The organism is Lactobacillus sp. WILCCON 0059 (assembly GCF_057197985.1).
In genome coordinates this window covers 227,744-241,221 of record NZ_JBUBHN010000001.1, presented here as the reverse complement: position 1 = coordinate 241,221, position 13,478 = coordinate 227,744, and the positions used below count along the sequence as shown (strand labels likewise).

The 13,478-nt window shown below is 48.2% G+C and carries 14 protein-coding genes; 5 read left to right on the top strand and 9 right to left on the bottom strand.

The features are described 5' to 3' along the window. Positions 1–59: 59 nt before the first annotated feature. Positions 60–1,460 carry a metallophosphoesterase family protein gene (locus tag ACYVUT_RS01185; protein ID WP_439774781.1) on the bottom strand — a complete coding sequence of 467 codons (1,401 nt, stop codon included), beginning with the start codon at positions 1,458–1,460 and terminating at the stop codon, positions 60–62. 57 nt (positions 1,461–1,517) lie between these two features. After that, a complete protein-coding gene (locus tag ACYVUT_RS01180; RefSeq protein ID WP_416721351.1) occupies positions 1,518–2,003 on the bottom strand; it encodes a hypothetical protein in 486 nt (161 codons plus the stop codon). Positions 2,004–2,254: 251 nt separating this feature from the next. Between ACYVUT_RS01180 and ACYVUT_RS01175 the strand changes: the two genes are divergently transcribed. Continuing rightward, the gene (locus ACYVUT_RS01175; RefSeq protein WP_439774782.1) at positions 2,255–3,880 is read left to right on the top strand and encodes a peptide ABC transporter substrate-binding protein; all 1,626 of its coding nucleotides are present in this window, start codon (positions 2,255–2,257) and stop codon (positions 3,878–3,880) included. A gap of 74 nt (positions 3,881–3,954) precedes the next feature. On the opposite strand, the gene ACYVUT_RS01170 is transcribed toward ACYVUT_RS01175, so the two are convergent. The 7 genes from ACYVUT_RS01170 to ACYVUT_RS01140 all read right to left on the bottom strand — a co-directional run bounded on the left by ACYVUT_RS01170 (position 3,955) and on the right by ACYVUT_RS01140 (position 10,259). Beyond that, a complete protein-coding gene (locus ACYVUT_RS01170; protein WP_484501372.1) occupies positions 3,955–4,692 on the bottom strand; it encodes a hypothetical protein in 738 nt (245 codons plus the stop codon). Between the two features lie 406 nt (positions 4,693–5,098). Then, positions 5,099–5,731: an ABC transporter ATP-binding protein gene (locus tag ACYVUT_RS01165; RefSeq protein ID WP_484501371.1), complete on the bottom strand. Its 633-nt coding sequence runs from the start codon at positions 5,729–5,731 to the stop codon at positions 5,099–5,101. Between the two features lie 189 nt (positions 5,732–5,920). Beyond that, positions 5,921–6,733, bottom strand: coding sequence for a phosphonate ABC transporter, permease protein PhnE (gene phnE, locus ACYVUT_RS01160; protein ID WP_484499711.1), 813 nt, complete (start codon positions 6,731–6,733; stop codon positions 5,921–5,923). Then, positions 6,733–7,533 (bottom strand): phosphonate ABC transporter, permease protein PhnE, encoded by an 801-nt coding sequence (gene phnE / locus ACYVUT_RS01155; RefSeq protein ID WP_439776191.1) that lies wholly within the window; start codon positions 7,531–7,533, stop codon positions 6,733–6,735. The genes phnE (ACYVUT_RS01160) and phnE (ACYVUT_RS01155) overlap by 1 nt, the downstream gene beginning before the upstream one ends. 2 nt (positions 7,534–7,535) lie before the next feature. Then, positions 7,536–8,306 (bottom strand): phosphonate ABC transporter ATP-binding protein, encoded by a 771-nt coding sequence (phnC, locus tag ACYVUT_RS01150; RefSeq protein WP_484499295.1) that lies wholly within the window; start codon positions 8,304–8,306, stop codon positions 7,536–7,538. A gap of 115 nt (positions 8,307–8,421) precedes the next feature. Further along, positions 8,422–9,366: a phosphate/phosphite/phosphonate ABC transporter substrate-binding protein gene (locus tag ACYVUT_RS01145; protein ID WP_439776189.1), complete on the bottom strand. Its 945-nt coding sequence runs from the start codon at positions 9,364–9,366 to the stop codon at positions 8,422–8,424. Positions 9,367–9,785: 419 nt separating this feature from the next. Next, positions 9,786–10,259 (bottom strand): universal stress protein, encoded by a 474-nt coding sequence (locus ACYVUT_RS01140; protein ID WP_439776188.1) that lies wholly within the window; start codon positions 10,257–10,259, stop codon positions 9,786–9,788. A 205-nt stretch (positions 10,260–10,464) separates the two neighbouring features. On the opposite strand from ACYVUT_RS01140, the gene ACYVUT_RS01135 reads away from it, so the two are divergent. The 4 genes from ACYVUT_RS01135 (at position 10,465) to ACYVUT_RS01120 (ending at position 13,469) form a co-directional block, all read left to right on the top strand. Next, positions 10,465–11,262 carry a tyrosine-protein phosphatase gene (locus ACYVUT_RS01135; protein WP_484501370.1) on the top strand — a complete coding sequence of 266 codons (798 nt, stop codon included), beginning with the start codon at positions 10,465–10,467 and terminating at the stop codon, positions 11,260–11,262. Positions 11,263–11,414: 152 nt separating this feature from the next. Continuing rightward, positions 11,415–12,200, top strand: a complete 786-nt coding sequence (locus ACYVUT_RS01130) for a hypothetical protein (RefSeq protein ID WP_484499709.1) — start codon at positions 11,415–11,417, stop codon at positions 12,198–12,200. Continuing rightward, positions 12,187–12,840, top strand: a complete 654-nt coding sequence (locus tag ACYVUT_RS01125; protein WP_439774969.1) for a hypothetical protein — start codon at positions 12,187–12,189, stop codon at positions 12,838–12,840. Before ACYVUT_RS01130 ends, ACYVUT_RS01125 begins: the two co-directional genes overlap by 14 nt. Beyond that, on the top strand, positions 12,837–13,469 hold the full coding sequence (locus ACYVUT_RS01120) for a hypothetical protein (protein ID WP_439774970.1): 633 nt from the start codon (positions 12,837–12,839) through the stop codon (positions 13,467–13,469). The genes ACYVUT_RS01125 and ACYVUT_RS01120 overlap by 4 nt, the downstream gene beginning before the upstream one ends. Positions 13,470–13,478 lie beyond the last annotated feature (9 nt).

Below are 13,478 nucleotides of genomic sequence, written 5' to 3'. Positions count from 1 at the left end.
TCAACTTCTTATTATAAAACAAGGGCTCTAATGTTTACAGAGTCCTTGTCAATCTTTACTTAAATGAAAAAAATTCTCCGTCTGGTCGCGGCCCCATAGCCAAAGACCTTGATCCGCCGCCGGAAAAGGTCCACGTTGACGATGTAGCCGGCAAATTCATTCTGGTGGTCCATCTTTCGGTTTAAGTTCTTGTTATACTTGGTCGTCAGCTGGTGGCTTGGGCCCATCAAGGCTGAGCAGTTGAACAGAACGTACTGGATCCCGTTGATCCGGTACTGGTCTTCCACATGCCGGTGGCCGCAGAAGTAGGCGATGATCCGGGCGTCCTTGACCTTGGTGAAGTCAAAGTCATTGCTTAAGCGGAATTCCGCTGGCACGTCCTTGCTGGAGTGCATCCGGCCCTTTTCCTTCTGGTTGAAGGCCACTAAGAGCTCATGCAGGGACCGCCCGTTGTACTTCAAGGCATTGCCGCCCTTCCGGTTGATCGGGTTGGCGTGGCTGAGCAGGATGACCTGCTTGCCGCTTGACTGTTGCAGGATTTCGATCAATTCCTGCACCTGGTCTTCCCGCACCCCCAGGGTCAATTTGACGTCGTACTTTTTCTGTCCTTTTTCATCCAAAATGTAGGGAATGTCTGACGTGTTCAGACTGATCACCCGGACATGGCCCTGGTCAAACCAGGCCACCCCGTGCTGGCGGGAAACATAGCCCAATTCCCGCTGCCGGTACATCTCCGGCCACATGATCTTCTCAAACTCCCGCTCCGGGAAGCTGGCCTTTAAGTCATGGTGCTCGTCAAACTTGTCGTTTTCATCATGGTTGCCCTTGATCATGAGGTAAGGCACCTGGCTGGACTTAAAGGAGTCCCGCAGCTTCATCAGCTCGCTTTCGCTGATGAGGCCGGCATCAGAACCGTCGATCCAGTCGCCCAAGTGGCATTTGAGGTCCAGGATGTCCAGCTGGTCCAGGTAGGAAAACTCTCTGACATGCATCAAGCCGTTCCAGCCATAGAAGTCCAGGCTGTCGACATTCTTGAAGTGGGTGTCGGTAATGACCCCGATATTGACGGAGTCGTCGCCTTCCCTGATTTCCTTTTTCACGTCGGAGACAAAGCGGGTCAAGTAGTCTTCCACGACATAGCGCCGGCCCGTTTCCCGGCTGCGGAAAGCCTTGAAGCGATTCAGTTCCGGCACGAATTTCCGGTCGTATTCAGCAGCCAGGCTGTCGGTGTTTTCCGGACTGAGCGCCTGGTGCAGGATGCCCTGGTCATCTTGGTAGACCGTCAAGGTAAACGGCCGGCCGTCAGGCGTTGCGTCGCGAGCATCGACATGGTACTCCCCTACCGTCAGATACTTCTGCATGGGATCCAGGAGCTCGCCGCCATTCTTTTGCACGGCGCGCAATTTGGAAGCCCCAACTGCCTTGTCAATAATTCCCTTTGTGTATTTAAACAGGTCCATTTCTACCCTTCCAAAAAGCCTAAAATCACAAAAAGCCGGGCCTCCCCCGGCTCTCAATTATAGATTTTCTGCTAAAGCGTGTGCCGCCAAGCCCAGGGAAAGCACGGCATCCTTGGACAAAACGTTGCGCAGGTCGGCAGCGGCGATGGCTTCAACCGCCCCGATGACCTTGAGCCCGTAGACCAAAACGTGCATGTCGGTTCTTGGCACGTAGTTGCCTTCGACATAAACGTTTTCGTGGTTGTAGGTCAAGTTGATTTCGTCCTTGTCAACGAAACCATCCACGTGGTTGGTCAAGATGCGGTCATGCAGGTCGCCCAGCTTGCCGGTCAGATTAGTCAAGGCCAGGTAGTGGTCACTTTCAGTTTCATAGTATTCATCTTCGGTCCGGTCGAAGTAATTGCTGATGGGATCGTTCAAGACGCCCAAATCATCGATGGCCTGGTAAACCCGGCCGGTATCCAGCTTTGCTTCACCGTTAAGAATCTTGTCTTGAGCTTCAGCCAACTCGTCAGCCAGCTCCATGGTAGTTAATTTTTCCATGTTGTCCTCCTTGCAATCTTACCCTAATTATAGCAAAAAGTCGGTCTGGAATAGCTTTTTTTACTTGGGCAAAGCGCTTTTTTAAGGATAAAAAGAGCTTCCTAAAAATAATGACAAAAAAATTAAAGTCCATCTGGTATTTTTTAAGTTATTTGCTATAATTAGTAATATCTCTTAGATCAGTAGTTTAGCTGCATCTATCTGGCTGTGTCGTAATATATGAGTTTTATAAGAAAAAGAAGGCAAAAAACATGAGAAGCAAGAAACTTTTAGCCAGCTCAGCCGTAATCTTAGCCAGCGCGGCCACCTTAGCCGCCTGCGGGTCAAACAGCTCACAAACCAGCGCCAAGAAGCAGACCCTTACTTGGATGAACACCGCGGAAATGGCGACTTTGGACGCCTCCAAGGCAACCGACCAAGCATCTTATGAACAAATCAACAACGTTGAAGAAGGGCTCTACCTTTTGGGCAAGAACGCCAAGGTGCAAAACGCCCTGGCCACTTCCACCAAGAACAGCGCTGACGGGAAGACCTGGACCTTTACTTTGAGGAAGAACGCCAAGTGGTCCAACGGGGACCCGGTTACGGCCCAGGACTTCGTCTATTCCTGGCGCAGAACCATCGACCCGAAGACCGCGTCTGAATATGCCTATTTGTTCTCCGGCATCAAGAACGCTGACGCGATCGCGGCTGGCAAGAAGAAGCCAACTGCTTTGGGGATCAAGGCTGACGGCAAGTACAAGCTGACGGTTACTTTGGAAAAGCGGATCCCTTACTTCAAATTGCTGATGGCCTTCCCGCTCTTCTTCCCGCAAAACCAGAAGTTCATTGAAAAGGCGGGCTCTAAGTACGCAACCTCATCCAAGTACATGATCTACAACGGGCCATACAAGCAAGTCGGCTGGACTGGGTCCAACCTGACCTGGAAACTGGTCAAGAACGACAAGTACTGGGACAAGAAGAGCGTCAAACTCGACACGGTCAAGTTCAGCGTGCAGAAGACTCCTTCAACTGACTACAACCTTTACCAAAGTGGCAAGCTTGACGCCGCCTTCCTGGATGCCCAAGCCACCAAGTCTTTGAAGGGCAAGACCGGCTACACCCAGCGCAAGATGTCCACGACCCAGTACCTGTCCTACAACACCAAGAAGCACCCGGAATTCAAGAACAAGAATCTCCGCTTGGCTATTTCCATGGCCATCAACCGGAAGGAACTGGCTTCAACTCTGGGCGGGGCAGCTACTCCGGCGACGACTTTTGACCCAGAAGGCATGACGACTGTTAACGGCAAGGACTACACTGACACGGTCAAGAACGCCGCTACTGAAAAGGCAACGACTTACAATGTCACTGAAGCCAAGAAGCTCTACAAGCAAGCTTTGAAGGAAACCGGCAAGAAGAAGATCTCCTTCACTCTCCTTGGCGACGACGACGATACGGCCAAGAAGGCAGCGGAATTCGTCCAAAGCCAACTGGAAAACAACCTGGGCATCGACGTGCAAGTTCAGAGCATCCCGAAGAAGACCCGGCTGACCAGAATGATGAGTGGCAACTTTGATGTTGTTTCAACTGGCTGGAACGCCGACTTCTCCGACCCAATCTCCTTCCTTGACCTGCAGACTACTGGTGCTTCATACAACTACGGCAAGTGGTCAAACAAGACTTACGACAAGTACGTGGCTGCTTCTAAGACGACTGGTTCAGATGCTGACCGCTTCAAGGACCTGGCCAAGGCTGAACAAGTTCTGCTGGAAGAACAAGGGGTTACCCCACTCTACCACCCAATCGAAGCCTGGATGGTCAAGCCTAGCGTTAAGGGCGTGATCTACAACGGCGCCGGGGCAAACTACAGCTTCAAGTACGCTTACCTGAAGTAACAAGCAGCAATAGCGATAGAAAACAAACACTAGATTACAGACAACAGACTAGAAACAAAGAAAAGAGGCTCGCGTTACGCGAGTCTCTTTCTTTTGCCTAAGGAAGGCAACAATAGTAAGAAGCAAGTAATGATGATTGTCACTGTTAAAGTAATAACGCCATGGTTAAAGTCGATGGCTTGATTGTTTACCTGCTGGGCCAAGCTGTTTGAGCTGACGCTCAAGCAGTTAAGATAAGTGCTTGGCAGCCATTGAGCAACTTTAGTCACCGGCACAATAACATAAACACACAGGTTCAAACCGACCGTCAACAAGAGCACGATCAATAAAGTTGGGAACTTGTCGCGGATGATTTTGGCAATAAGTTCCGTCAAGCTGGCCAGCTGGAGGAGCAGCAAGAGTTGCAGGCAAAGAGATGGAGCCAGCAAGCGCCAGCTGGCAATGTAAGCCGGATAGCTTTTTCCGCCATGCCAGTGGTAGACCAAGTATGGGTAATCCCAGCTGCCCAAGCCATAGAAGAGGCTGGCCAGAATAAAAGCCAGAAGGTTGATCAGCAAAAACATGCCAAGCAAGGTCAAGAAGTTGGCAGTAATTTTTTCACCCAGGCCGGCCAAGCGGCTACCTGGCAAAAGGCTGGTCAAATCATATCTCTGCCGGTAAGAATCAGTCGCCAGCTGAGACAAGATAAAGACACCAATCAAGCCAAAAACGATTGGCAAGTAGGTTTCGTTCAAGTTAAACAGGAACTGAATGCCTTTTGAAGGCTGCTCAGTCTGATAAGGCTGGGGATGCTTCTTTAAATAGGAAAACAAGAGAGTTTCCTTATTTAGTTCTGCAATTAGCTCTTGATCTTGTCCTTGATCCGAATCCACAGATTGCTTAATTTCTTGTACATCAACAAGTTTATGTTCATAAACTTGCTGCCATTTTTTCTCTTTGAGCAAGCTCATCAGCTCTTGATTTCGACGAATCTTTTGCTGGTTTACTGTTATGTCTCCCTTAATCTGCCGATATTTAGCACTTGATTTCGCAGATTTTTCTAGACTCTTTTGCTGTTTGCTCACAATATTGTTTCCTTGAGCAATGCTTTCAGCTGTCTGCACCTCCAAAGTCAACGTCCGTGAATTTCTGGCATTCAGATACAAGACGCCAAAAGACAGGGCCAGAGCCAAAGTCATGCAGATTAGGGTCAAGTTGCTTTTAACCGCTTTCTGCAGTCTAAAAATCATGTACGACATCAGACTCAACTTCTTTCAAACTTCCATTCATTAGCTGCAAGCGCTGGCTTTGAAAAGCGCGGACTTCACTTGCATAATGCGATGTCAACAGAATTATCTTCCCCTGTCCAGCTTCCTGGGCCAAGCGTTGGTAGAGCTGCTGGTGGCTGGCTTCATCCAAACCATTGGATATTTCATCCATCAGCAGGTATTTGGCCCCGCTGGTAAAATACATCGCAATCAGCAATTTTTGCTTCATACCGAGAGAGTATTTCTTGATTGGCAGTTTGACAAACGCACTCACGCCCATAAAGTCCAATTCTTTTGCTAAATCAACGTTAGAATGCCACTTCTTCTGCACCAGTTTCAAGTAGTCCAGGGCATTCAAGCTAGGATTCAGCCAGTCATTGCTCTCAAAAAAGAAGACCTGGTCGCGGATCTGCTCGTAAGGCCGCCCATCAAATTCAATCTGCCCTTGAAAAGGAATCAGATTTGTCATCGCTCTCAGCAAACTAGTTTTACCAGCCCCATTTTCAGCCGTAATCTGATAGAAGGCTCCATCAGCAAAGCTGTAGTTGCAGTTGGTCAGGATCGGCTGCCTGGTTTGCAGAGTCAAATTCTGCAGCTTCAACATTTTGTTTCCCTCCAAAAACTTAATAATCCGTTTAATATATTATAAGGTTAAGTCACTTGGTAAATCAATTAATTATGTAAAAAAGTTGAAACTTATGAATTAACTATTAACTTTTTTGGCCTCTCTTAAAAAATAAAAAAAGCCGTGGCAACCGCCACAGCTTTTCAAAGAGTTATTATTCAGTATTTTTTAGACCAGCTTCTTCCGGATAGCACCAGAGATCCAGTCGATGACCACAACCATAACGATGATCCCCAAAAGGATGATCCCGACCCGGCTCCATTGCCGGTAGTTCAAGGCGATGATCAAAGGATAGCCGATACCACCGGCACCAACCAGACCCAAAACGGATGCGGACCGGACGGACACGTCAAAACGGTAAAGGGTGTTGGAAACGATGGCTGGCATCAAGTCAGGCAGGGTTGCAAAAACTGCAACGTTGAACTTGGACCCGCCGACCGCCGTAATAGCTTCAGCTGGACCATCATCCAAGCTTTCAATCGCTTCTGAGAACAGCATGGCCAGCATCCCGACTGAGTGGAAACCCAAGGCCAGGGCACCGGCTGGAGCGCCTGGACCAACGGCCTTAATGAACATCAAGGCCAGAACAATTTCCGGGAAGGATCTGATGAAAGTCAAAACAATCTTCCCGCTTTCAGATACCCAGAACTTCTTGTGCCGGGTGTTGGCAGCCCAGAAAGCAAAAGGAACTGAAATGATAGCGGAGATGAAAGTACCCAGGAAGGCAATACACAAGGTCTGCCACAATTGGGAAACCAGGTCTTCCCCGCTGCCGTTATAAACATATGACCAGTCCGGGTGGAAAAGACCATTGAAGATCGCCCCGGTAATCTGGCCGGCAGTTGGCTTGATCCCGCCGAAGTCGATGCCCGTGCAGGACCAAATGATGATGGCGATGGAAATGATCCAGCCGCCCCACTTCATGGCTCTGGACTTGGCCGTCACTGGTTTTGGTGGTAATTTCTTCATTGTCGTATCCATTAGCGCATCAAAGCCTCCCTTGCTTTAGTTGAAACAAAGTCGATGACCAAAACAACCAGGAAGACAACCAGGATGATCATCCCCGTTTGGTTGTAGCTGAACATGTCCAAAGTGTTCTTCAGCTGCAGACCGATACCACCGGCACCGATGTAACCGAGGATCGTAGATGCCCGGACGTTGATTTCAAAAGCATACAGGGCGTAGCTGATGAAGTAAGGCAAAATCTGCGGCATAACGGCAAACATGATGTTGTTCATCCCGTTGCCCCCGACTGCCTTGATGGCTTCACTTGGACCTGGATCAATGGTTTCGATGGCTTCGTAGAAGAGCTTGACCACAACACCGAAGGTGAAGACGATCAAGGCCAAGATACCGGCAACCGGGCCGATACCAACGATGGCAACGAAGATTGAACCCAAGAGCAGGTCTGGGATAGTTCTGATGATGTTCATAATGAAACGCAGAACACCGGTAATTACCCGGTTGTGGACAATGTTTCTGGCAATCAAGAGTGAGTAAACGAAGGCCAAAAGGGACCCGATAACCGTACTGATGATGGCCATCTTGATCGTTTCCACCAGGTAAGGAATGGCAGTGCCGGCGTATGACCAGTCCGGCTGAGCCATCTGCACGAAGATTTCCGCGAACTGGTCAAAGTTGGCGAAAAATTCCGGCAGACTTGTCTGCGTGTTGTTAACAGATAAAACCAGACCCAGGATCATCAAGATGACCCAGACCCAGTTCCACATCTTAAACTTCTTTTTTGGAAGTTTTAACATGTCGCGGTCAGTTGCTGACATTGTTAGTCTTCCTCCTTACCCTTGCCGCCATTGTAGATGTTGTCGAAGACGCTTTGCGGCGTGTCTTCCATCTTGCCGTCATATACGATTTCCCCGGCCCGGACACCGATGACCCGGTGGCCGAATTCCTTGGCCAATTCAATTGAGTGCAGGTTAGCCACGACCGTCATGTCATACTTTTCGTTCAGCATCTTCAAGTCTTCCATAACCTGGCGGGAAGTCTTCGGGTCCAAAGAAGCAGTTGGTTCGTCGGCTAAAATAATTTCCGGTCTTTGGGTCAAAACCCGGGCAATAGCCACCCGCTGCTGCTGACCACCGGACAACTCGTCAGCCCGAGAGTAGACCTTTTCAGCCATACCAACGCTTTGCAGGGCTTCATAAGCTCTTTGCTTGTCTTCGTCAGTAAAGAGGTTGAAAGTCGTCTTCCAGGTTGGGTAGTAAGCCAGCCGGCCAGCCAAAACGTTCCGCAAAACGCTGGAACGCTTGACCAGGTTGAAGCTTTGGAAGATCATCCCGATCTTGCGCCGCATAAGGCGCAGGTTCTTGCCCTTGGCCTTGGTGATTGACTCACCGTCAATCAAGATGTCACCTTCAGAAATGTCGTGCAGGCGGTTGATGGCCCGGAGCAGAGTGGACTTGCCGGCACCGGAAAGACCAACGATTACCACGAACTCACCCTTGTTGATTTCCAGGTTGATGTTCTTCAAACCAACGGTACCATTGTCGTAGACCTTGGTAACGTTCTTCATTTCGATCATCGGCTGTTCTGCCATGAATAATAACTCCTTAAATAACTAAATTTGCTTTTTCATTGAAAATCGTGTCCTACGTAAAGCGGGGCACGATTTCACTATAGTATTCAGTTGATAGTCTTTGTGATATCAATGACTACTTGGTAGCAGCCATCTTGTCGTACTTGCGGACGATGTCGAAGTTTGAGTCCTTTGAAGGGGTGTAGCCTTCGTGGCTGTAGATGCTTTCGATAATCTTCAAGCTCTTCTTGTCATCGCGCAGAGATTCGAAGGCCTTGGACAGCTTCTTGCGGAAGGAGCTGCTCATGTCTGAACGAACTGAGATAGTGTCGTTAGGGATGCCCTTAGTGAAGTAGATTGGAACAACCTTCTTCATGATGTTTGGTTGGTCTGCCAAAACAGTGTTACGTGCGTCTTCGAAAGTGAAGGCAGCGTCGACGTCCCCGTTAAGAACGTCAAGCACGGCTTGGTCGTGGCCAGTTACAGTTACCAGGTTGGCGTTGCCCTTCTTAGTCAAGTCCAGGCCCTTTTCCTTCAATTCAGCGATTGGGAAGATGTAGCCGGCTGAAGAAGTAGCGTTTTGAACGGCAATCTTCTTGCCCTTCAAGTCCTTCCAGCTCTTGATCTTTGAGCCCTTCTTAACCAGGATTTCTGCCCGGTAGAACTTAACCAGCTTGTTGGTTGCCTTACCGCCTGGTTGCTTTACCCCGTAACGGAGAGCTTGCAGCAGAACGTCAGCAGCCTTTTGCTTGTGGGCCAAAACGTAACCATCTGGTGGCAGGAAGCCAACGTCAACCTTCTTTGACTTCATGGCTTCGACAACCGTGTTGTAGTCGGTTGACATTGAGATCTTAACCGGAACGCCAAGCTTCTTGGAAAGGATCTTTTCAAGCGGCTTAGCCTTGGCTTCCAAAGTGGAAGCAGCTTGACTAGGAACAAATTGGATCGTCAAAGGGTGTGACTTTGATGGAGTGTAGCCCTTTGATGAAGAAGATGATGACTTGCTTGAAGAGCAAGCAGTTGCCAGCACGGCAGCAGCAACAGTTAAAGCACCAAACAATGCTTTCTTGAACTTTTTCATTATTTCCCCCTGAAAAATGGTTAATGAAAGTTAAAACAGTACAACAGCAGCATAAGGGATGAGCCTGAAAGCAGCCAGAGGAAGGCACACACAAAAGCTTCCTCTATCGGCGGCTCTCACACTCATGCATCTCATCGGAACGACAGCTAGGCGAATCTCGCTTCTGTGTTCTGGAACAATTCTACCAGAAATATTCGGGTTTTAGCAAGCTTTTTTCGGTTTTTTTACCCAAACTAATTGATCCGGTCCAATTTTGTAAACAAAAAGTTAATGAAATAGCGAAAAATTACACAAACTACTAACTTAATCGGCTGAAATCCGAACAAAAGTAAAATTCTAGTTAAATAAACAAGAAATAAAAGAACGTTTGGAAATTGTTCCAAACGTTCTCTTTTTAAGCTATACTTTTATCAGCCAGCTTACTTGGCAGGCATGTTGTTGACGTCAGTTCTGACGATCAAGACATCGGCCATGGCGTGCTGGTTGACGTATTCGGTAACTGACCCCATCAGCATCCGCTCAACAGCGTTCAAACCGGTGGCGCCCATCACGATCAAGTTGTTGCCGTGGTCCTTGACGAAGTCGTAAGAGATGATTCTCTTCGGGCTGCCGTAACGGATGTGGTAGTCAAGGTCGTCAAAGGCCAGGTTGTCGTGGGCCCATTGCTTAAGGCTCTTGAGGTATTCCTCTGAGTCTTGGGTCATTTGGTAGATCGTGTCGCCTGAGATCAAGGTGTCCTGCATTTCGCCCATGAACTGCCGGGTGTCGATCACGTTCAAAACATCAACGTGGTAGCCGTTGTTGGCGGCAATCTTCACGGCCTTGTCAAAAGCACGTTCAGCGGATTCAGATCCATCGACAGGTACCAAAATTTTGATTTTTTCTTCAGTCATAGTGCTCATCTCCCGTACTATCTACGTATTTCGCTTATCTATATTTTAACATAAGTCACGGTTTAGTAATGCGCTTTCGCAAAATTGTTACATCTTAAACTTGCAAGGGAGCATTTTTTAAGCGGGATGAAAAAATCAGTCAATTGAAAAACAATTGAAAGAAAACAGAAAAGACAGATATATATAAATAAGAAAGGATTTAACCATGACTTCATTAAAGCAGCAATTGCTGGCCGTTAAAGGCGGCCGGAACTTCCGTGAACTGGGCGGCTACCAGACCGTTTCCGGCAAAAAGATCAAGATGCACAAGCTGATCCGGAGCGGGCACTTGGCCGACCTGCTGGCCGAAGACCAGGAATACCTGCGCCGCTACGGGCTCAAGTATGACATCGACCTCAGAACCAGTTTTGAAAGAAAGAAGCAGCCGGACCGGAAGATCGCAGGTGTTGAGTACTTTGCCGACCCCGTTTTCGATGAGGACTTGACCAACTCCACCATGAGTATTTCAGACATGGCAAGAGAAAGCCAGGATCCAGGCTGGGGCTACCAGCGGATGCTGTGGGCCTACAAGAACATGGCGACCGGGAAGAACGCCAACAAGGCCTACCAGCACTTGTTTGAAGTTCTCCTGGCTAATGAGAAAGACGGTGAGAGCGTGCTTTTCCACTGCACGGCCGGGAAAGACCGGACCGGTTTCGGGGCAATCTTGATCTTGACAGCCTTGGGCGTGCCGATGAAAACGATTGAAAAGGACTACCTCTTTACTAATGAAGTAATCAAGGACTTTGTCAGCCAGCTTTTGGCCAAGGAAAAGGCCGCCGGAGCTGATGACAGCCTCCTGGCGACCTTCCGCGATTTGCAGACCGTGCAGCCAGCCTACTTCAAGTACCTGCTGGACGTCATCAACCGGGACTACGGCAGCATCAATGCCTACCTTCACCAGCAGATCGGCCTCTCTAATGCTGACCTGTTGGATTTGCGGACGATATACCTGGAGAAATAAGCTAAATAAAATTTAGATTGACATGCCTTTTTTGAAATGCTATTATTGCACATAGTCTAGATTACTTATACACATTAGTATTAAAAATAAGGGAAAACAAAAAGTAATTACCAAGCATCTGGCAAGCCAGATGCTTTTTTAGGAGGAGCAACATGATAAAACAACAGCTTATCCGGCTCAGCAAGCGCTGGCAGGGCTGGCTTGCCCTGGCCATTGGCTTTGCCATAATTTTCCTGCAGGCCCGGACTATCTCATCTGCAAATGCGCATTTTATCAACAGTGCCTATGTCCATTTAACTGGTTTTGACTATACCGGGCTCGGCAGCCGCAGCTACTATGTTATTCTGCCTTTAACTGCTGCCTTAGCCGCCGGCAGCACCATTGCTGAAGATAAAAAGCAGCACTTTCGCGAAATGCAGCTCAGCCGATTTCCATTAAATAAATACTTTGCCAGCTGTTCAGCAAGTTCTTTTATTTTTGCTGGTTTAATCGCGGTTTTGCCGCTCATTTGTGAGGGGATCTTTTTCTTTAGTCAATACTCCCTGGCTCCCTTATCCCGAAAATATGAACTAACGCCAATCAACCCTGGCGGCTGGAGCGCAGGTCTGTTCTACTCTCATCCAATTGTTTTCTGGCTGCTTGGCTTGCTTATCGTCTTCATTTTTGCAGGTCTCTTGAGTCAGCTATCACTCATTGCTTCAGCTTTTGGTCTGCGCAATGGATTGGAAGTCATCGTTCCTTTTGCCATCACGCTGACCAGCAGTATTCTGCGCGACTTCAGCGGTTTTGAACCGCTCTCTATTCCCAGCATTATCACCCCAACATTCAGCAATGAATATCCCTTCACGGTCTTTGGACTTATTGTTTATTCCATCTTAATCCTCGCTGTAGTTTGGGGTGGTTTCCTAATAAAGGAAAGAAACGATGTTCTTGATTAAACAGCTCTTAATCATTCAAAAAAGGCGGCTGCTGATCATCGCGGCCGTCTTTTCGCTTCTCCTGCTTGCCCTCCTGTTTGCCGAACCAGCCGGCTCTGCTGCCAGCCTTCAGCTACTGGAAGCCAACCTGCTTTTTCCAGTAATTTCTTTATTCAGCGGTTTAACAGCAGCATTTTTCCCATCAAAAAATGACCCATTGGCCCGGGTTCGCTGGAAAAGTCCTAAACGCTGGCTGACCTGGAAGCTGACTTGGCAGTTGCTCATATCATTTGCTTGTGCAATTTGGTCAGCCTTCCTGGCAGCCATTGTTTTTTCCAGTAGCGGCAAGATCGAATTAGCTAGCAGCCTGCTTTCCATCTGGCTGCTGTTGCAAAATCTTTGTTTAACGCAAAGCATAGTTCTTGTCATCTGGCTGCTCATGCCACACGGCAATTTATACCTGCTGACTTGCCTATGCTATCTGGCAGCCTGGCTTTTCTTCATGTCAGCCTTCTCCAAAAACTGGCTGAGCCTGTTGACCGGAACTGCCTTTGCTGGCCAGCCACAAATTTTGTTCTACTTTAGTTGCTTGGTCTGGGGCGTAATTTTGCTGCTATGGTTCTTAGCTGACTGTCTGCTTAGCCAGGAGGAAATCAAATGAGACTTCATTTTCATAATCTGAAGCGGCGGCAACTCTTTTGGGCAGGCATTTTGTTTGCCTGCCTAGTCTGGAATTTAGCCAATCCATTTTCCGGCAACCGCAATCCATTTGATGTAATGCAGCTGCCCGATCTGACCGTTATCAGCGCTAATCTGGCTTGGATCTGCTACTATGCCCTGGCTGAATTGCTGCTCTTGCCGGAAATGAAGAGCAGCCTGCTGATACTTAATCCTTTTGTTTATGTCAGGCAGGCTGACCGACGGCGTCTTTTTCGAGCCAGTCTAATTAAAATGCTGCTGTTTACAGTTAGCTACAATATCCTGTTTTCACTAGCCCTGCTGTTCTGTTTCGGTTTTACCGCTTGGATGCTGCTTTTGCGGATTTTGGCGCCAGCTAGTTTGAGCCTTTTGGCTTTCAACCTGCTCTTAACCAGTCTATTGCTGCTTGGCAGGGACTATGCCCTGCCGGTCGTCATTGGCTGCGGACTGGCTATCCTGGATCTTGTAAGTAAGAAAAACTTAATTTTGCTCGCCAATATCGCTGCTTTTTCCTACTTCTTAGAATTAATCGTGATATTAACCTTGGCTGCTGTTCTTTATTACATTAACCTGCAAACAGAACTTCTGTAAATCAAACGA

What these genes read in the sequence shown, in the direction of transcription:
- phnE (WP_439776191.1), bottom strand. Translation starts at nt 7,533, where the DNA reads ATGTCAGCAACTGACCGCGACATGTTAAAACTTCCAAAAAAGAAGTTT.
- ACYVUT_RS01140 (WP_439776188.1), bottom strand. Translation starts at nt 10,259, where the DNA reads ATGACTGAAGAAAAAATCAAAATTTTGGTACCTGTCGATGGATCTGAA.
- ACYVUT_RS01185 (WP_439774781.1), bottom strand. Translation starts at nt 1,460, where the DNA reads ATGGACCTGTTTAAATACACAAAGGGAATTATTGACAAGGCAGTTGGG.
- ACYVUT_RS01175 (WP_439774782.1), top strand. Translation starts at nt 2,255, where the DNA reads ATGAGAAGCAAGAAACTTTTAGCCAGCTCAGCCGTAATCTTAGCCAGC.
- ACYVUT_RS01135 (WP_484501370.1), top strand. Translation starts at nt 10,465, where the DNA reads ATGACTTCATTAAAGCAGCAATTGCTGGCCGTTAAAGGCGGCCGGAAC.
- ACYVUT_RS01165 (WP_484501371.1), bottom strand. Translation starts at nt 5,731, where the DNA reads ATGTTGAAGCTGCAGAATTTGACTCTGCAAACCAGGCAGCCGATCCTG.
- ACYVUT_RS01145 (WP_439776189.1), bottom strand. Translation starts at nt 9,366, where the DNA reads ATGAAAAAGTTCAAGAAAGCATTGTTTGGTGCTTTAACTGTTGCTGCT.
- phnE (WP_484499711.1), bottom strand. Translation starts at nt 6,733, where the DNA reads ATGGATACGACAATGAAGAAATTACCACCAAAACCAGTGACGGCCAAG.
- ACYVUT_RS01125 (WP_439774969.1), top strand. Translation starts at nt 12,187, where the DNA reads ATGTTCTTGATTAAACAGCTCTTAATCATTCAAAAAAGGCGGCTGCTG.
- ACYVUT_RS01180 (WP_416721351.1), bottom strand. Translation starts at nt 2,003, where the DNA reads ATGGAAAAATTAACTACCATGGAGCTGGCTGACGAGTTGGCTGAAGCT.
- ACYVUT_RS01120 (WP_439774970.1), top strand. Translation starts at nt 12,837, where the DNA reads ATGAGACTTCATTTTCATAATCTGAAGCGGCGGCAACTCTTTTGGGCA.
- ACYVUT_RS01130 (WP_484499709.1), top strand. Translation starts at nt 11,415, where the DNA reads ATGATAAAACAACAGCTTATCCGGCTCAGCAAGCGCTGGCAGGGCTGG.
- phnC (WP_484499295.1), bottom strand. Translation starts at nt 8,306, where the DNA reads ATGGCAGAACAGCCGATGATCGAAATGAAGAACGTTACCAAGGTCTAC.